At 47.3% G+C, this 17,677-nt stretch carries 17 protein-coding genes and 2 pseudogenes; 8 read left to right on the top strand and 11 right to left on the bottom strand.

Going from position 1 to position 17,677, the window contains the following annotated elements:
* Positions 1-34: 34 nt before the first annotated feature.
* Genes E6C60_RS02840 through E6C60_RS02830 form a run of 3 tightly spaced genes read left to right on the top strand, consistent with a single transcriptional unit; the run spans position 35 to position 3,623 of the window.
* On the top strand, positions 35-1,267 hold the full coding sequence (locus tag E6C60_RS02840) for a glycosyltransferase family 2 protein (protein ID WP_138224375.1): 1,233 nt from the start codon (positions 35-37) through the stop codon (positions 1,265-1,267).
* Positions 1,264-2,379 (top strand): glycosyltransferase family 4 protein, encoded by a 1,116-nt coding sequence (locus E6C60_RS02835; RefSeq protein WP_138224373.1) that lies wholly within the window; start codon positions 1,264-1,266, stop codon positions 2,377-2,379. Before E6C60_RS02840 ends, E6C60_RS02835 begins: the two co-directional genes overlap by 4 nt.
* Positions 2,376-3,623 (top strand): sialidase family protein, encoded by a 1,248-nt coding sequence (locus tag E6C60_RS02830; protein WP_175415162.1) that lies wholly within the window; start codon positions 2,376-2,378, stop codon positions 3,621-3,623. The genes E6C60_RS02835 and E6C60_RS02830 overlap by 4 nt, the downstream gene beginning before the upstream one ends.
* Before the next feature lie 21 nt (positions 3,624-3,644).
* On the opposite strand, the pseudogene E6C60_RS02825 reads toward E6C60_RS02830, so the two are convergent.
* The 3 genes and pseudogenes from E6C60_RS02825 to E6C60_RS02815 all read right to left on the bottom strand — a co-directional run.
* Positions 3,645-3,863 (bottom strand): annotated as a pseudogene (locus tag E6C60_RS02825) (helix-turn-helix domain-containing protein); the annotation flags it as partial.
* A gap of 72 nt (positions 3,864-3,935) precedes the next feature.
* Positions 3,936-4,544: a hypothetical protein gene (locus E6C60_RS02820; RefSeq protein WP_138224369.1), complete on the bottom strand. Its 609-nt coding sequence runs from the start codon at positions 4,542-4,544 to the stop codon at positions 3,936-3,938.
* 1 nt (position 4,545) lies between these two features.
* The gene (locus E6C60_RS02815) at positions 4,546-5,082 is read right to left on the bottom strand and encodes a hypothetical protein (RefSeq protein ID WP_138224367.1); all 537 of its coding nucleotides are present in this window, start codon (positions 5,080-5,082) and stop codon (positions 4,546-4,548) included.
* Positions 5,083-5,660: 578 nt separating this feature from the next.
* Here E6C60_RS02815 and E6C60_RS02810 point away from each other — a divergent pair.
* Positions 5,661-6,026: a phytanoyl-CoA dioxygenase family protein gene (locus E6C60_RS02810; RefSeq protein ID WP_233281113.1), complete on the top strand. Its 366-nt coding sequence runs from the start codon at positions 5,661-5,663 to the stop codon at positions 6,024-6,026.
* A 58-nt stretch (positions 6,027-6,084) separates the two neighbouring features.
* Here E6C60_RS02810 and E6C60_RS02805 read toward each other — a convergent pair whose 3' ends face one another.
* From E6C60_RS02805 to E6C60_RS02775, 7 genes are all read right to left on the bottom strand, one after another.
* Positions 6,085-7,503 carry a hypothetical protein gene (locus E6C60_RS02805; protein ID WP_138224363.1) on the bottom strand — a complete coding sequence of 473 codons (1,419 nt, stop codon included), beginning with the start codon at positions 7,501-7,503 and terminating at the stop codon, positions 6,085-6,087.
* Positions 7,504-7,749: 246 nt separating this feature from the next.
* On the bottom strand, positions 7,750-8,667 hold the full coding sequence (locus E6C60_RS02800) for an NAD(P)/FAD-dependent oxidoreductase (protein WP_138224361.1): 918 nt from the start codon (positions 8,665-8,667) through the stop codon (positions 7,750-7,752).
* Positions 8,668-8,725: 58 nt separating this feature from the next.
* Entirely contained in the window at positions 8,726-9,220 is a 495-nt protein-coding gene (locus tag E6C60_RS02795; RefSeq protein ID WP_138224360.1) for an RrF2 family transcriptional regulator, read from the bottom strand.
* Positions 9,221-9,486: 266 nt separating this feature from the next.
* The gene (locus E6C60_RS02790) at positions 9,487-11,064 is read right to left on the bottom strand and encodes a tetratricopeptide repeat protein (protein WP_138224359.1); all 1,578 of its coding nucleotides are present in this window, start codon (positions 11,062-11,064) and stop codon (positions 9,487-9,489) included.
* A 17-nt stretch (positions 11,065-11,081) separates the two neighbouring features.
* A complete protein-coding gene (locus tag E6C60_RS02785) occupies positions 11,082-11,762 on the bottom strand; it encodes an ABC transporter ATP-binding protein (protein WP_233281112.1) in 681 nt (226 codons plus the stop codon).
* Positions 11,763-11,786: 24 nt separating this feature from the next.
* Positions 11,787-12,761, bottom strand: coding sequence for an ABC transporter permease (locus E6C60_RS02780; RefSeq protein ID WP_138224358.1), 975 nt, complete (start codon positions 12,759-12,761; stop codon positions 11,787-11,789).
* Positions 12,762-12,779: 18 nt separating this feature from the next.
* Positions 12,780-13,871 (bottom strand): FtsX-like permease family protein, encoded by a 1,092-nt coding sequence (locus E6C60_RS02775; RefSeq protein WP_175415161.1) that lies wholly within the window; start codon positions 13,869-13,871, stop codon positions 12,780-12,782.
* Positions 13,872-14,262: 391 nt separating this feature from the next.
* Between E6C60_RS02775 and E6C60_RS02770 the strand changes: the two genes are divergently transcribed.
* From E6C60_RS02770 to E6C60_RS02765, 3 genes are all read left to right on the top strand, one after another.
* A complete protein-coding gene (locus E6C60_RS02770; protein ID WP_138224356.1) occupies positions 14,263-14,634 on the top strand; it encodes a hypothetical protein in 372 nt (123 codons plus the stop codon).
* A 37-nt stretch (positions 14,635-14,671) separates the two neighbouring features.
* Positions 14,672-14,896, top strand: a complete 225-nt coding sequence (locus E6C60_RS21555; protein WP_407669145.1) for a S8 family serine peptidase — start codon at positions 14,672-14,674, stop codon at positions 14,894-14,896.
* A gap of 547 nt (positions 14,897-15,443) precedes the next feature.
* Positions 15,444-15,869: a hypothetical protein gene (locus E6C60_RS02765; RefSeq protein ID WP_138224355.1), complete on the top strand. Its 426-nt coding sequence runs from the start codon at positions 15,444-15,446 to the stop codon at positions 15,867-15,869.
* A gap of 187 nt (positions 15,870-16,056) precedes the next feature.
* Here E6C60_RS02765 and E6C60_RS02760 read toward each other — a convergent pair.
* Positions 16,057-16,421 (bottom strand): annotated as a pseudogene (locus E6C60_RS02760) (NUDIX hydrolase).
* A gap of 111 nt (positions 16,422-16,532) precedes the next feature.
* Here E6C60_RS02760 and E6C60_RS02755 point away from each other — a divergent pair.
* The gene (locus E6C60_RS02755; protein WP_138224354.1) at positions 16,533-17,648 is read left to right on the top strand and encodes an IS4 family transposase; all 1,116 of its coding nucleotides are present in this window, start codon (positions 16,533-16,535) and stop codon (positions 17,646-17,648) included.
* Positions 17,649-17,677: the final 29 nt, after the last annotated feature.

Below are 17,677 nucleotides of genomic sequence, written 5' to 3'. Positions count from 1 at the left end.
TGTAACTGAATGTATAAAAAAAGAGGTGGCTTGCATGATCGACGTAGGTGTTGTGATGCCATTATACAAGCAAGAGCCCGAATTTCTACGAGCGGCTATAGACTCCCTTCGCAGCCAGCGCTACGAGCATTTTATCGTGATCGTAGTCATAGACGGGGCTCCGGAGATGGAGCCGCTTGTCCGGGAATATATCGGTGAAGACGACCGTTTCGTTCTTCTGCCGCAGCCGGAGAACCGAGGAGTTGCTGCAGCCCTGAACAAGGGCTTCGAGGAGCTGTTCACCTTTCCGAACATTCGATATGTAACCTGGGTCTCCAGCGACAATATTTATTATCCCGATTTCCTGCAGCGGCTTCGTCAGCGGCTGTCAGAGGGACCAGAGGAGCTGGGCCTGGTATACTCCTCCTTTCAGTCCATATCGAATGAGGGGACGCCCTTGCACAGTGAATATCAGCTGGCGGCCCAGCGCAAGTATCAATCCAGCGCTAAAGACAAGCTGCTGGATGCCTGTATCATCGGCGTGTCCTTCATGTACAAGGCTCAATATGCGAAGTGTATTGACGGATATCATATGGTACCTGTAGAGGATTATGAATATTGGCTGCGTCTGACCGAGCATTGTGATATCCGCTATTTGCCTGTAGAGCTGATGGACTACCGCGTTGACTCCACCTTCAGTGTATCCGCCTCCCTGAAGGACGAAGCCCGGCATCGCCAGTGGAGATATACGTACCATCTGGCACGCCATCAGGCACGAGTGCGCCAAGGCATTCCGCATGCCCTCACGGTTATCTACCCCCTGTCCACCGTCAGTCCTGTGGACGTGGCAAGAATCGAGAATTTGTATGATCAAAGCTTCAGCAATTACGTCACGGCCATTCTGGATTTAAGTCCAGATGAAAGTGTATCCGCCGCTCTATCCAATATTCCGCATCCACTGACCAAATTCATGTGGCTGCCGGGGGAACGAGAAGAGCAGGCAGTCTATTATGCAGCACAGATGATCGAGACTCCCTTCGCCATGATGATCGGCACTGAGCCTTTTGCTGCAGTCACTGATCTGGAGGTGCTCACGAAGCAGCTGCTCAAAGCTCCGGCCGAGGTGGAATCTAATTACTACAACAGCACTCATTCCGATGTCGATTACCGCTATCCGGGTGTGCCGTTTCAGTTTCGTGCGATCCAGCACGAGCTGTTTCGGACCGACTCGCTTCGGGCCCGGCTGAAGACGTACATGATGTCACAAAGACAGGAGGGCTTGCTATGAAGGTGCTCTTTACCTTTTTCAATCCCAGCGGCGGCATGGAAACCTTGAATCGGGTGCGTTGCAAAGCCTTAATGCAGCACGGCATCGAATGCCATTTGTTGTACACCCATGATGGAGAGGGACGAAAGAACATCAAGGGCATTAAGACCTTCATTCTGTCTAATCCGGAGCAGATTCAAGCTCTAATCCGCCGGGAGCATTACGATACCATTGTCATCTGTTCCGATATTCAATTAATGGAATGGATGCATCAATGGGGCTATACTGGCCATCTCATTTATGAAATCCAGGGACTCGGCACCGTGGAAACGGCCCGGGAAATTCTGGTGGATTACCAAGCCCGCATTGAAGCTTATGCAACGGCGCTGCTCTATCCCCGAACCTCTCATATTCAAAATATGATGAAGGAGCTCTTTCCCGGCAAGCTGCACTTCTGCTTTGACAACCCGCTCGATACCGAGCGCTTTCATTACATTCCTTATCCGCCTAAGCCCTTTCCTATTCTGGGATGGATCGGGCGAATTGAGAAGAACAAGAACTGGAGAGATTTTCTGAAGCTCGGCGCGGCCTTGAAGCAGCGGTATCCGGATATGTATCTATGGATGTTCGGCGATGATACCCTGTTTCATCCCCAAGAGCAGGCGGCGTTTCAGCAGATGGTGGCGGAACTGCAGCTGTCCGAAGCATTGATTCAGTACTCCAACGTCCCGCATGAGATTATGGCCGACTATTTATCCATCATTGGCGACTCCGGCGGTTTGCTGTGCTCGACATCCATCACGGAAGGGTTCGGATATGCAGTAGCTGAAGCGATGCTCTGCCGATGCCCTGTGCTGGCTACAGATTCCGATGGCATCAGAGCCTTTCTCTATCCCGGCAAAACCGGACTGTTCTACGAGATGGGGAATATTGAGCAGGCGCTACGTTCTGCTCTGTTGATGATGGAGAATGCTGTTCTTCGAAGCCTCATTGTAGATAGCGCCGAGGCATTGATGCACCAGCGATTCTCGGCTGCGCATTATGTCCGTCATTTTAATTCCATGCATAAGGTGCTGTCCCGAAAGCGCCGCGGAGAAAAAGACCACCCTAACAGAAAGGTGCTGGATCCATGACCATATTTAATTTTCAAGTGACTCCGGGCGGCCCGCCCCGCTTCGAGCCTACGATTGCTGTCAATTTGCTCAGTGTTAACAATATGGTGGCGACCTCCGTTTATTTTGAAGGCAATATCCCCTTGGTCGGGGCGTATACCTCGTTTGACGGCGGCGGCACCTGGAATGTGCAGGTTCTGCCTTTACCAGATGGCTTCACCGGTTCCGAGGCGCCATTTGTCGCCTATGCGTTCCCTTCTACCTTCGTCATCGCGGTGCACGCGTTTCCCGGCGCTTTCAGCGGCACGACGGTGGTCTACCGTTCTACAGATAACGGAGTCACCTTTTCTCCTCCGGTCACCGTAGCTCCGGGCTATGGGCTGTACATCAATAATGATGAGCCGGCGATTGAGGTGGACAATGCGACGGCCAGCCCTTTTATCGGCAATTTCTATGCTGCTTATAACCGCCAGTTCAACATTGAGGCCAATGCCCGATCGGTCGCTTTCTTTCAGCGTTCTCTCGATCAGGGGGTAACCTGGGAGCAGCCAGTGCTGCTGTCCAGCCCCAGCGATGTCGTAGAACGTCCTGATATTACCGTAAGCCAGACCGGCAGTGTGTTTGCAACATGGATTACGACGAATCCTCCCTCGCCTACCTTTTTTGTAAGGAGATCTCTGGATGGGGGGCAGACCTTTGAGCCGTCCGTCGTGATCTCCCCCGTGGATCTGGTGCCGATCGTGCTGCCGGTCCCCGGATACGGATTCCGCGTACTGACCTTTCCTAATATTGCAGCAGATATTACAACGCTTTCGACCTCCGGCAACCTGTATGCCGTCTGGCAGGATTTCCGCTTGGGCTATTCGGATATTTTCTTCTCGAAATCTACCGATCAGGGACAGAGCTGGTCTCCACCGGTTTCGATCACCGGGGCACCTGCCAATTCCCAGAGCTTTTTTCCGGCATTGGATGTGGATCCTTTAGTCGGTGTCGTGAATGTCATTTATTACTCAAACCGGATCGATGGCTTTGACCTGGATGTATTTACTGCGCGTTCCATTGACGGCGGCAATACGTTTACCAATCAGCGGGTCACCGCTCAATCCTTCAACCCCAACGAAGGCAGCCCTACCCCGGTTCCGCTCATTGGAGATTATATCGACATCAAAAGCGTCCCTCCCTACGGCTATATCGGCACCTGGACCGACACTGTAACGGGAACGCAGACGATTTTTGCCGGATTTAACACAGATCCGGTAGCTTGAAGCGAGCGGTTAATGAGTGCATTACAGGTGCGGAGATGAGCCTTGCCTGCGATACTTTCCGGGCGAGAGGCCCATGCGGGATTTGAACATTTTGGAAAAATGATGGACGCTGGAGAATCCGCAATATGCCGCGATTTCCTCCTGGGTCCAATCAGACTGCCGCAGCAGCTCGCAAGCGTGCTGGATGCGCATATGCAGTAAATACTGATGCGGCGACATGCCGTACTGCAGCTTGAATACGTCATGAAATCGGAATTAAATAATAAATTTAAAGCCCTAATCATAGGATTAGGGCTTTTGTAATACATAAAACTAATCAAATAATTGAACTATCTCTTTGACTATTAATTCTTTTCTGGTGACAAATTTATTTATGCTTGTAAAGAATAGCCTACTTGTATTCTTTGGAAACACTTTTTCAGGTTGTTTGAATAATAAAATTAGGTATAGAGAGTTTCCTTCACTAACCCCAATGTTTTTCTTGTAAAGTTCTTCCCAGATCTGATCAGAAATTTTTGGAACAAATAGATCCGTATAGTTTTCCATATAAGCCTTAATTCCATACTCGGACCACCACCACAAAGAGAAAGCATCCCACACCATTTCAGATGTATCAGATCCTGTATTATCTCTGAATAGTTTTGAATAACATTGTTTGAAATGAATCGAACTATGAGGATTCCCAGTTTTTTGTTGCTGTTTTAAGTCAACTATACTCTCATCCCAACACATGTTAAGAATTTCTGCAAAGCTATCAGATTGAAGTAATTCAGATTCATTTAAATTAAAATGTTTCCCTGGAAAAACGTCCTTTTCTTCATGAAAGCAAGTATAAACGCTCTCAATAAATAATAGAAAATTCAAATCCATTGGAAGTATATTTGAAATATTTAATTGCTTATGATGACGTGAAAGTGTCATATTAAATACTCAATCCTATTTCGCATGGTGGAACTACCCACGAAAATAGTCCAGAAGCATCTCTCGCTGTACCAGTCAAACTAATACTATATGATCCACTACTCAAACCCAATGGAACATAATCATCTCCACAGGCTCCACCTAATGCTCCAGTACAACTTACGGGTATAGTATCATTTAGTATAGGAAGTACTCCATAATACTTATACACCACAATAGCACCTGAAAACGTGTGAAGAGTAGAGAACCGTGGGTTAACCTCCCAACTGATTGCACCTCCTGGACCGAAAGCAGAATTTATACGAGCATATCCTCCACTTCCAGAACAAGTAGAAAGAGGATCAATTTGATTAACTGATACAACGGCCTGAGTATCGTCTACACAAACATATTGACCCTCTATTAAGTTATATTCATTAAGTAATGCAAAGTCCTCTGGGGCTTCCACTTTAGGTGACATATTATTTACTTCAGCGGCAAAAGCATTAATAGGCATAACTAATACCATAACCAACAATAATCCGATCATTTTCTTCAAAAGTATCACTCCTCGACTTATTTAGTGATGTGCATATCTACAAGTTAAAACTTTAGTATTAAACTATTATGTATAGACACTGGTGCAACTTCATACTTTGCCATTATCACTTACAGTTGTAAAAAAGCTTAAGCAGATATAATACATTATCACCCTCTAACTCTATTTATTTACATTTAAAATTAAAATATATTAAAATAGTTGTGAATGTCAATGAAAAAGTTGACTACTACGCTAATCAAAAAGTTGGGCTCATGGCTTCGCTATAGAATATAGGCGAATCGAAACAAAATATAACGACTCATGTGAAGACAATCCTTTAGACGCGGTCTTGTCGATCCCCTTCCTGGACTGGACTGATGAATAAGACGAACGCCAAAAGGCACCCCCGCGGCAGAGGATGCCGTTTTAGTTTATTATTGGGGAATATTTGTATGAAAAATACTGGCAGGTGGATATGTTCAAGGAGGCGGCCATACGCCGGGGCACCAGGACCAGATCTACTGGCCTTTGGATACGGGGCAAATACCATTACCATGTGGATGCCTCTCGTTCCGGTTCCGCAAGAGGTCGGCACGATGACATTTGCTTCAGGAAGCCACAAGCTGGGCTATGTGAGCCGCAAGGAAATTTCCGATGAGTCCCACACTACACTGGGTCAGTTCATTGAGGCCAAGCACATTCCGCAGGTCAACTACGGGGCGATGACTGCCGGAGATGCGACCTTCCACGCGGGGTGGACGATCCATAGCGCTCCCGGTAACCCGACAGACCAGATGCGTAAAGTGATGACGATCATTTATGTAGCTGACGGTACGGTGATCGCCAACCCGGAGAGTAAGGCGCAAGAGAGCGATTTGAACAAATGGCTGCCCGGACTGGCTCCTGGCGACCTCGCTGCCAGCCCCCTTAATCCTCTCGTCTATCAAGCGGACAGCAAATAAGCTGGATCAACCAAGAGCCGGAGCAGGCCTGCTCCGGCTCTTCCTGTTCAGAACCTGCTCAGATGAGAAAAATCGCGGCGGCTGTTGTCACCAGCAGCCCGATCAGCACCGGCTTGAGATTCCGGCGCGCCAGCTCAAACGGACTGACTCCGCAAATGGCGGCCGCAGGGATCAATGCCCATGGCACGAGCGTACCGCCGCCCACCCAGATTGCGGCCACCTGGCCCAGTGCCGTTAAGGTTGCTGCATCTGATCCTGTAGCTGCAGCAAAGAGCTGGGCAATAGATCCCGCGAGGGAAATGCCGGAGAAGCCGGAGCCGTCCAGCCCGGTGATGACTCCGGTGATCGTCAGCGTCACTGCACCGACGGCACCGTTCAGCGGTACAACGCCGGCCAAGGCCATCCCCAGATCGTTGACAATGCCCTGCGAGCCTTCCGGCAGGACGGCGCCATACAGCTCCGTCAGGGCCGCATCGCCAAGATAGAAGAACGCCGCGATCGGGATAACAGGGCCGAACACCTTGAAGCCGAATACCAGCCCGTCAATCATATAAGACGTTACCTTTTCCAGACCCTGGTTCCGATGTGCCAGCAGCGTGACCCCGACCAGAATGAAGACGGCCGTCCCGCCCACCAGCGCAGTCGCATCCCCGCCCTGGAGCCGAAACATGAACATTGCGGCGACATCGGCCACAAACAGCAGTGGAATGATCACAGCCAGAGCGCGCCGGAGATTTCGCGTGAGCACGGGCGGGGCTCCCTCATCCTGATCACTGCCGCGAAGCGCCCCGGCTGCTGACGGCACTGCTACCAGCCCATCCCGCCAGGTGCCGTTCTTCAGATCCCGCCGCATCATCCAGAAGGCTACGCTCGTAGTCACCAGCCCCATAATGATGACCAGCGGTACGCTTGCCTGAATGACACTGGACACCGGGAGTCCCGCAGCATCTGCCGTCAGCTTCGGAGCGCCCTGGATGATGTAGTCACCGGACAATGCAATCCCGTGGCCGAACAAATTCATCGCTACGGCCGCTCCTAGCGCAGGCAGGCCAACACGGGCTGCTACCGGGAGCACCACCGCTCCAATCAAGGCGACTGCCGGAGACGGCCAGAAGAAAAAGGAGGTCAGCATCATAATCAGACCAATCCCCCAGAAAGCCATCGCCGGGGTCTTGATGAAGCTCGTCAGCGGAGCCACCATCGTCTCATGGATGCCCGTGCGGATCAGCACCCGGCTCATGGCCACAATGATGGAAATGATCATAATGGTGCCCATTAGCTCCTTGGTAGCATAGATGAACGAATGAAATACCCCGGACACCGATCCAACCAGCGTCTCGGCTGCCAAGAATCCCAGAGCAAATAATCCCGCCACACAAATCATTGTTGTATCCCGCCGCCGGATCATTAGCGTCAGAATGAACACGATAAACGCCAGATATACATAATGAATGCCCGTTAATGAAATACCTACCACCCCGGTCACACCCTCTCATCATTCAAAAGTGGTGCTATACCGTATGCTTGGGCATAGGCAATGGTTCTTCATTTACGGGAGCATGGGCATTCGCTGATCCTGAAGAGAGATCAGCACCTTGCCGTAGCGTCCCCCCTCCTGAACCGTAACGGTGCCCGATTCATTCGCTTTACGCGCATGCTATCCAGCTTGACGTCACTCTCATCTTTCCAGGCTTTCCCCACATAGCATCACCGTAAAAATGGTTCATGCCTCTCTCCTCCAAGCCTCCATATTCAGTTCATTATTGAGGATCACCGCGGCCAGAGATCCTGACGATGCGGCAGCAATGGTCTGATGGAACGGGGATGCGGCATCGCCGGCACTAAACACCCCGGGAAGGCTCGTTTTGCCGAGCTCATTAACTACGACCGCTCCGGCCTCCGTCATCTCGCACCCGATGCTTTGCGGTAAATCCGAGCCTGTCATCAGCTGAGGCTTGAAAAAGATCCCCCGGCATGCCACGGCCGTTCCGTCTTCCAGCACCACCTCCTGCACAAGGCCGTCACGGGATTCAATCCTCCGGATTGGCGAATCAAACAGCGGCACCCCTTTTCTCTTCAGCTCCTCTCGCTCGGCATCTGTCAGCTCATCCGGTCCATTCGTGCAGACCGAGAAGACATCTGTCCATCCTGCGATCACAGGAGCAAAATGCAGCAGCTCCTTCCCTTTCTGAATAATAACGAGCGGCTGGTCTCTCAATTCCCATCCATCACAGTAGGGGCAGACAAAGGCGCTTTTTCCGTACACCTCCGCAAGTCCTGGAATGTGCAGCGGAGAGTCCTTCATTCCTACAGCGAACAGTATTTTTTTGCATTTGAATACTGTGCCTTCCGATGATTGAAGCTGGAACGCGCCGTCTGCCCCAGAGATTGACGTTACGCTTTCCCCGTAAATGGATACCGAAGGATAGGCGCCCAGCTCTTCTCTGGCCATTCTGCGAAATTCGCTCGGCGCAACGCCGTCACGGGTTAGAAAGCCATGCATCCGGGAAGTTACCGCATTCCGAGGGCGTTCTGCATCGATAAGTGCAACCTCTTTCCTTGCCCTACCCAGCACGAGAGCCGCGTTCATTCCGGCCGGACCGCCGCCAATCACAACAACATCCACGTGAATATTCTTCATTTTTCTCTAACCTCCAATATAGATCTATAATATCCATAATTAAAGCGCAAGAAGCTCATTACTTCTTGTCTTCTTGCGGGCTGCAGGAAGTCAGTGCCTCATCCAGAACCGACTGGATGGTATGCTCCTGCAAATACTGGTACAGCTGCTGTTCGGCGCCGAGCATGACTTTCTCAACCAGGCATACCTTCGGTTTGTGGCGACACTGGACATCCTCCGTGGCTGCACCCGGCTCCTGCCCCACTAGTAATTGGTGCTGCTGGGATCTGGAGTTCGAGCATTCAAACAGCTGCTGCCGTCCTTCGATCACCAGAATGACATCCAGAAAGGAAATCTGTTCTGCCGGCCTCGCCAGCTCATATCCGCCATTCACTCCGGGGACCGCACGAATGATGCCATCCTGCCTCAGCTTGGACATAATCTTGGACAGATAGCTTTCGGAGACGCCCAGCGTGCTGGACAGGGCCTTGATCCCTACATTCTGACTTTTCCCGGAAAGTCCCAGGTGGATTAAGGCATGCAAGGCATAGTCTGTGCTTTTGGAAAACTGCAAGGGTCTTCTCCTTTCCGTGTTACGTCGATGACTATTATAGATAGCTAGTATCCATAATATATGTTAGCAGGGATCGCGTCAACAGGATTGCCCGGCTGGTTGATGTGGCGGGACCGCGGGGGATAGCACAACCGCGGGGTATGGCTGTACCGGTGAGTATGGGGGGAGGTCATGCTTTTCCAGGTGAAGGTCAGGGTAAACACATAGCCGTTTGTAGCTTCGGCCTCGAAGCTTCAAACGGCTATGTAAGGATGAATCTATGCTTGTTACATACTCAGATCGGTCGATGGCTCGAAATGGTCAAGCAAGGCTAAAGCCTCCTCGTGATCCGGCTCCAGCTCTAACAATTCCCGCAAATACTGCACTGCCTCCTCCATCAGATCCAGCTCAAAGCAGCAGATCGCCAGGCAATAATAGACGGTGGATGGAACCTCATCATAGCGCTGCTGGACGGATATCTCCAGATAGCGCTTGGAGTGCTCATACAGTTCCATCTCAAACAGGATCAATCCCGCATCCAGTGCTACATCGTAGCGCTGTGCCAGAACGTAGTAGGAGGACCACATGCGTTCAATGCCGCTCAGCAAATCCTGCTTCTCCTCATCGTTCGCGTCCGGCAACAGCTCGGAGAGCCGTTTGGTGCTCTGCACGAAAAACTCTGTGTCATAGCCTCCTAGACGCCAGAAGCTGAAGATCTGCTGTAAGCCCATATGATCCAGACGGACATCCACCCATTCCTTCAGACTGAAAAACTCATCCGGACCAAAGCGTTCAATGCTTCGACGGTATGCTAAACGCGTATGTGCGTACTGCTTGGGATTGTTCAGGCTGAGAATACAGCCTACATTTAAATTCTTGTAGTGCTGAGAGGGAAATAACGCTTCTCCTCCTCTCTCCTCAAACACATGCTGAAACGCGTGGTAGTTCGCCGTCAAAGAAAAGCTGCCATGCAATGTCAAAATGGGCGGCTCTGCAAATTTCCAGCTATCAAGGAGATGATCTCCCTTATCAGCCGTTATGAGCAAAAAGCCTTGCTCCGATAACCGGGATAAACGCTCTAAACAATCCAGTCCGGCAGCAGGAAATAAAATATGCGAGTCCTCCAGCTCCTCCTGATACAACGCAATCGTACTGCGGTACGGGTAAGAAAGATGCTCGTACTTCGGTTCCCGCCGGTGCTCATAGCTCAGCGTGATTTGATCCAGCCACTCGGAAGGACGCAAGGAATTCGCTGACTGTACAGGCGCTTCAATATACACATCCGCTTCATAGATGCTCCCATCGCCAACATAAATCAGCTCTTGCGGGATGCTGTCAAAGAAGTAGTTTCCGATAATAATTAACGGCTGCTTCACATCCCCCGGATGCAGGGTAGCTCCCGATACAATCAGGTTCAGCTCGGTATCCCGGACAGCATCAAAGCGCGCAAAATCCAGAATTCCCTCAGTAATAAAAGACTGCAAGGCGGGATGCTCCCTCCAAGCCACCACATTACTCATGGGCAGATCTGTCATAATATACTGGAAGGGAGGCAGCTCCATTCCCGCATAATCCCGGAGCTCACATAATTCCTGCAGCACATGATAAGCCAGGCGTCCGGCGCCGGCGCCAAGCTCCACAATGTACACTACGGAGTCCGCACCGTCTTCCTGATTCATCCGATCCTGAAGGAATCCCAGAATCATCTCTGCATAGGCTCCGGCAATCATCGGATTGCTCGTTACATATTGAGGAACCTGGTCATTTCTCCAGGCCTCCGTGCCTTTCTCTTCATAATACTGTCGCTGCACATTCCATATAGGTGCTTCACTAAACCGGTAACGCTGCTTGCTTAAATCTGACATGTACACAATCCTGCTTTCTACAATAGGTTTAATCCTGTTTCACTTAAACGATACACTTTATTGGCCCGCTCAGCCACCTCTATGTCGTGGGTAACGATTACAAGGGTCAGCTTCTCCTCCTGATGCAGTCTTTGGAGAAGCTCCAGAATTTCATGGGTTATGTCAGAATCTAAATTTCCTGTAGGCTCATCCGCAATGAGCAGCTTCGGCTTATTGACCAGTGCTCTTGCAATGGCCACCCGCTGCTTTTGTCCTCCGGAAAGCTCACTCGGGAACACCCGCTCTTTATCCGATATTTGTAACTGCTCCAATACATCCATAATCCGCTGCCTCCGCTGGTGCTTATTCAGCTTGTTGGCATAAATCAACGGGATCTCTACATTTTCAAAAACGGTCATATCCGTAATAAGCTTGAAATCCTGGAACACGAAGCCGATCATTTCATTCCTTACCTTGGTATACTCTTTATTAGATAAAGTGTCAACAGCCTGATCATGAAGCCAAATGCTCCCGCGATCCGGCTTGTCCAGCAAGCCGATAATATGAAGCAGTGTAGATTTTCCCACTCCAGAAGTACCTAGAATCGCAATATAATCGCCTGACTTAATTTCTAGTGTAATGTCCTCCAGTACCTTCAAGGAGCTCTTTGGATTGCTGGTATGAATATAGGACTTGCATATATGAGAGAGGGTTAACATAAGCAGACCTCCTTATTCTCGGCTTCACGATAGATGGCTGATCAGTGGAGTATTTTTAAATTTGAAGAATGGCAGGATAGATAACAACGTCATGCATGTCAATACCAGCAGAGCAGCTAGAACGGTCCAGGGCAGCTGCTGTACATAATCAGGCTCATAGTAATAGACAACGAAGGATGACAATATGGTTGAACATAGTAGTATAGGCAGAGACATCATCATAAACTGCAGATTGTAGCTCAGTATAATATGTGTTCTGGAGGCTCCCAACAGCAGATGAATCGCCCAATTACTTTTGTTTCGCAAGTAGTCTAATAACACGGCTCCCAGATGACCGATGGCGAAGCATACCATAATCGATATCGTAAAGATCAGGAACACTAACGAAAGTCCTTTCGCGGTATTGAGACTTTCCTGGCTTGCACCCAGGACATTTTCCAAATGGAAGTACAAGTCTCCCCCATGCTGTCCCAGAATTTGAAGTAATGTACGCTTGGTTTCAGGGTTTACCTCCCCTTGGATCCAGGCATAAGTGACACTTGAGGAATGATTCGGCGGGAGTGAAGTCACTTCAGTGCTCTCCGATAAATAACGATAGCCCAGCCTCGATAATAGATCCCATTGGTTCCCTTTGCCTGATACTACTGTTTTGTAAAGCTCTTCGCTTAGTGATAGTATTGTCTTGCCGTCTTGCCGTGCTTCAAAGCTGCCAATGTAAACCTTGATCTTATCTACGCTCTGCAGCTGTGTCATCAGCTCACTGCTGAACTGAAACGGCTGCCTGCCGCTTTCTGAGGTCGCTCTGCCATGGACATTAATGGTGTATAAATCCGAACCAAATGCATGCTTGTACATCCGGATACTATGTTCCACACCAAGGTATATGGTGAGCACGGTAACGAAAAGCGTCAAAGCCATGCCCAATTGAAAAGCCGATAGCAGCGTTTTGGCCTTGGAGCGCATAATTCTCCGCCAAGCCAGTTGGAAGGTATACAGCAACTTCGATGCTCCTTTTCCTTAATGAAAATGTAATTCCTTGTGCAGGTTTCTTAAGTCAATGCTCCGAATCCAGATATAGCCGAAAATAATCGTAATCCCCATAGCAATAGCAATGATACCGCTAACTACAGACAGACTCATGTCCAACGGAATGTTCACCTGTTCCATGACAAGCTTGAGCACATACAGAAGCGGCAGCATAAGGATATACGCACAAAACGTATACACAAACAGCTCCACATATATCTGCCTGTACACACTTCTCTTACCGCCTCCAAACACAAACATCAACGACCACTTCAAATGATCCCGCTCAAACTTATACACTAGCAGGGAGATAATATTGACCAGAGTGAACAGCCATAACAATATGCAAAGAACGATAGCAATAGCATGGGATTTGTTGGCTTGTGCCATCTCTTCAGCCTTAAACGCCTCATAGCTCGACAGCGAGGCATCCGGATTATAGGACTTCAGCACGTCTAGCACTTCATCATACACCGATTGGGAAAAAGAACTGAACTGAATGACCGCCGTAGTCATTGTTGGTGATACGTTGTCCGGGCTTACCAGCATATTGGATTCTAGAAGTGTGTCAAAGCGAACAGCCTTTTCATGGTAGACTTCTTCGACCAAAAGTGACTCCCCAAGAAGCTCCAGAGCTTCTCCTTGGGGATGTATTGCGGGCAATAACTTCTCCGCGGTTTTCGGAGTAATATGTATTCGATCACTATGAGTCTGGAGTACGCGGAGTTTCTCCTTGTCTACGCCTTCGAATAAGAGCAGATCTTCATTAGCCCAGCGAACAGGCAGCTCCTCCACCGTATATTTTGAAAACACTTGTACTGCTGTATTACCTCCATACCCGAATCCGAGCACGCCTTCGATCTCCAGGAGCTTCTGATGGAGACCCCGGGCATTAGCCCAGCTCAAAGTCGATATACCATCTTCATTGAGCAGATAATAGTTCTCCCCTTGATAAAAAGAGCTTTGCTGATCCTGATAGTTACTATACACATTCATCAAAGTAGCTGAAGGAAACAGCATCGCAGCGACTAAAACGACAATGATCACAATGCTGAACACTTTGTTTCTCACTATGCTCTGCATTGCACTCCTAAATTCATAATATAATAGGTTTTTCATCTTCCATATTATAGCAATGATTACAGGTATGATCAACGATAACTCCTTATTGAATAGAGCTCATCAGCTCATAGAAACAGCCAGGCTGTGAGTGTATTTTTGTCATCTACATAATCATGCCATAGTGTAGCAAATCCGTTATTGAAAATTACAGGTATCATATGTTGATTCTACTAACCGCGTAAGAGGTACGCATATTTATGCAGGTAATTTGAACGCAGCGCTTGCCAACTAACCGACAGCAAGAGCGGTAATTGGTGGTACGGTTTATTACAGGTGATTAATAGTTTAAAATACCAATATAAGTAATATAATTAAATACTTCCTAAGAAGTAAGATTAGGAGTAATTGCCCTATGGAAAAGAATAAAGAAATTGTCTTCAATGCTACTATTTTTTCTGCAATACTAGCTGTAATTGTAGGATGGTTTATGGCCTCCGTCAGTGCTAGTAGTCAGGGGCTAAATCCTGATGATCGGTTTATTCCATTTATTATTTTATTCCTGATTTTGTACGTCTTCAATGTAGTTGTTAGTATTATTAATTATGTGCTAGGACGGATAATTAATAGTTTAGCAGTACGCCTCCTGATCTTTAATGCATTTGGGATAATTATTATTTTAGGAATCAGATATATCCTTGATGATCCCATCTTTTTAGCAGCATATTCAACATTCGTGTTGTTTTCTTTTATCACGGTGTATTTTACTAAGTCAAAAAAAATATAATCTTCAAAAAAAGGCAGCTTCGGAGTGATAACCGAAGCTGCCTTTCCTGAATTCACTTACCACAGATATTCTGATATGTGTTCTAAAAAAAGCTATAGATAGTGGGATAATAATCATTACTTCTGCAGGAAATGATATGACTAAGCAAGACCTATATCCTTCCGTATACCTAGGAGTCATAACTGTGACGTCTTTAGATAAAGAAAATAACCATTTATATACAAATAATTTTAATGATCATCTAACAGTGCTCCTGGAGTAGGTATTTCAACCTCTTTAGTAGTTAAGAGAAAAATGAAGTTACTTTGTCTGGAACTTCCGCTTCGAGTGTGCTGGTGTCAAGCTTGATAGTACTATTAAAATAAAAACAATAGATCCAGATTTGGAAAATCAAGAACTATTAGATATTTTCAACTAGACATATGTTGATATTGGAAAATAAGGAAAATATCCACATTACGGTTATGGTATAATAAATGTCAAAAGATATTTGAATATATGAATAATAACTAAAATAAAGTAATATAATTGAGCATTTTGCATAATTCTAATTTTGACGTAAAGACAGCAGGGTTCACTCGGATCAAAGCGGATCCAGTAGCTTGCTTCTAAAAACCCCGTCATTGACATGGGCCGGCATGACTTCTAGAGAGCAGCCAAAAGTGCACGCAAAATGCCTTCTCTGCAATGCCCGCCAGCCCCTCGGGTGAACGACTTCTCAGTTCTTTCATGTACGGACGAAGACCAGACTTTCTTGGAAAATATAAACATTTATAACCTAAGACAATACATTAAAGGGGGAAACGAAGATGAAAACTAAGTTTTTATTTATATTGTTCAATTCACTTTTTATATTTTTATTGCTTGTATCATGCAGTCCAGATAAAGACCAAACGGAGTTAGACCTATTGATCGATGCTATGCATGATTCAAGCTTGAAGCTTGAAAAAAATCACCCTTCTATTGAAACCACACATTTTGCATACAATTCTGATGAGAACACATTTTATTTAGGGTTAACATTTAAAGATGACAAAGTCCCGTCACTTGACCAACTAAAAGCTATATTTGATGAATACTTATTTAAAGCAGCCGAAGTAACAAATGAAAATGACTGGAAGATTGCCTTTGAGAATTATGCTATTAATTTTGAACAGTTGCTTACAGACAACAAAACAAAACTTCTTGCAATCAAAAAAATCAATTCTGAAGAAATTGAATTACAGAGTAATTAAAGCTTGCTTCCTCGCTACACTAAGTGGCTAAAGTCTGATTGAGTATGAAACCGCCTCCTTGTAGCATGGCGGCGGTTCTATACAATATATGACACATACAAGATAACTGCTTCTTCGCTCTTCCTGATGTTTAATAGCAGACTCTGGATGGTTCCTGTACTAAATTATAGATCTAGATTGTTAACACTTAACACTCACCTTGAAAAGTGTAGGGAGATGACGATTTCAGCAGTCCTTCCACTCCATTTTTATGGTAAGGCATTAAGTGGTTAGCAGTATTTATATCCACCCATCTCATCTCTACAATTTCATTCTCGTCTTCGACGGTGACTTCTCCTTCGATGACTTTCGCACGGAAGGTAATGATTAGAGCATGATGTCCTTGATTTCCGTGTTCTAAAAAAAAGCTTCATTAACCGCAATTACATTCCCTACTTCGATTGCTAAACCAGTTTCTTCTTTCGTTTCTCGAATAACTGCTTGCTCTAACGTTTCCCCTTTTTCTACAGCCCCACCTGGTAGAGACCATCCGCTACCTTTGTTATGTACCATTAGAACCTTTTCTACCCAGGCCTGTTGATTAACCACTAAATGGTAGAAAAAGAGCCGTCAACCCGATAAAATGTTTGTACCCCTACAAACAATTGGGAAGGTGACGACTCCATGAAAAATACTAACACGATTCTTCCCATTCTACAAACACTCCTTACGACTGAAGAAGTCGATCATATCGTCCAGGCGACCGGTTATGTGGATAAAGCTCGAAAGTTCACGGTTCATCATTTGCTTCAATATTGGTGCGCCGCAGCGAGTGAAGAGTGGTCAGGATATCGCTCTGGCGCAGATCGCGCCGTCCGTAGCGGCTTAAGCCCTGTTCATTATTCCTGTTTCTCGGGCAAAGCAGCAGAGGTTCCATTTGAAATATTCAAAGAGCTGTTTCATCTACTTGTCCGTAAATGTAACCGTGAAACACGGCGAAAGCTCGCCCTCCCAAAAGAACTGCTACTCATTGATTCGACAACCATCACGGTAGGGAAAACTCGCTTGCCATGGGCTCCCTATCATGGAGAACGAGCGGCGGTTAAATTACATGTAGCATTACGTGCCCTCAACGGGCAACCGCTTAGCGTCACAGAAACCGTTGGTTCAAAGCACGATAGTCCTGTGTGCGAAACGCTGGAAAACATTGATTTTATTTTGGTTATGGACCGAGCCTACGGCAAGTTGGAGCGGTTGGATCGTTATAAACAAGAGGGGCAATCCTTCGTCATCCGTCTTCGTGACAATGTTCATATCGAGAAACCCTACACCTTGCGGCGTCAGTCCCAGGCCGATTCTTCAGTGATTGGTGATTTCACCTGTCAACTCGGAACGCCTCAGTGTCGCTCTACACAACGTCATCGTGTAGTCATCTTTAGGGATTTTGAAGGAAGAGAGATTCGCGTCGTTACTGACTTGATGAGTATAAGTGCGGAACAGATTGCTTTGATCTATAAAGCCCGCTGGCAGATTGAGGTGTTCTTTCGCTGGATCAAGCAACACCTTAATATTCCGACGTTATTTGGCACGACAGAAAATGCCGTTTATGGCCAATTGTTCTGCGCGTTGATCGTCTTTGTGCTACTCAAATGGTTGTTTGATGGGACCCGTCATGGAGTTCCTCGTCATGCTAACCTTAGTTTCGTTCGGTTCGCTCGCTTGCTGCTCTTGAACGACTTGTCCGCAGAGTGGCTGATTCGAATACAACGTTTAATGTCGTGTTTTTCCAGGCTGAGTTAATTACATATATTGGTTAATCAACAAGCCTG

This window comes from Paenibacillus algicola, assembly GCF_005577435.1.
GTDB classification, from domain to species: Bacteria; Bacillota; Bacilli; order Paenibacillales; family Paenibacillaceae; genus Paenibacillus_AQ; species Paenibacillus_AQ algicola.
Note: the sequence above shows the minus strand (reverse complement) of the source record. Positions and strands in the feature narration are given on the sequence as shown.

Excerpts from the sequence above, each read along its gene's own strand:
- E6C60_RS02840 (WP_138224375.1), top strand. The coding sequence starts at position 35 with ATGATCGACGTAGGTGTTGTGATGCCATTATACAAGCAAGAGCCCGAA.
- E6C60_RS02835 (WP_138224373.1), top strand. The coding sequence starts at position 1,264 with ATGAAGGTGCTCTTTACCTTTTTCAATCCCAGCGGCGGCATGGAAACC.
- E6C60_RS02830 (WP_175415162.1), top strand. The coding sequence starts at position 2,376 with ATGACCATATTTAATTTTCAAGTGACTCCGGGCGGCCCGCCCCGCTTC.
- E6C60_RS02820 (WP_138224369.1), bottom strand. The coding sequence starts at position 4,544 with ATGACACTTTCACGTCATCATAAGCAATTAAATATTTCAAATATACTT.
- E6C60_RS02810 (WP_233281113.1), top strand. The coding sequence starts at position 5,661 with ATGACATTTGCTTCAGGAAGCCACAAGCTGGGCTATGTGAGCCGCAAG.
- E6C60_RS02800 (WP_138224361.1), bottom strand. The coding sequence starts at position 8,667 with ATGAAGAATATTCACGTGGATGTTGTTGTGATTGGCGGCGGTCCGGCC.
- E6C60_RS02790 (WP_138224359.1), bottom strand. The coding sequence starts at position 11,064 with ATGTCAGATTTAAGCAAGCAGCGTTACCGGTTTAGTGAAGCACCTATA.
- E6C60_RS02785 (WP_233281112.1), bottom strand. The coding sequence starts at position 11,762 with ATGTTAACCCTCTCTCATATATGCAAGTCCTATATTCATACCAGCAAT.
- E6C60_RS02775 (WP_175415161.1), bottom strand. The coding sequence starts at position 13,871 with ATGCAGAGCATAGTGAGAAACAAAGTGTTCAGCATTGTGATCATTGTC.
- E6C60_RS02770 (WP_138224356.1), top strand. The coding sequence starts at position 14,263 with ATGGAAAAGAATAAAGAAATTGTCTTCAATGCTACTATTTTTTCTGCA.
- E6C60_RS02765 (WP_138224355.1), top strand. The coding sequence starts at position 15,444 with ATGAAAACTAAGTTTTTATTTATATTGTTCAATTCACTTTTTATATTT.
- E6C60_RS02755 (WP_138224354.1), top strand. The coding sequence starts at position 16,533 with ATGAAAAATACTAACACGATTCTTCCCATTCTACAAACACTCCTTACG.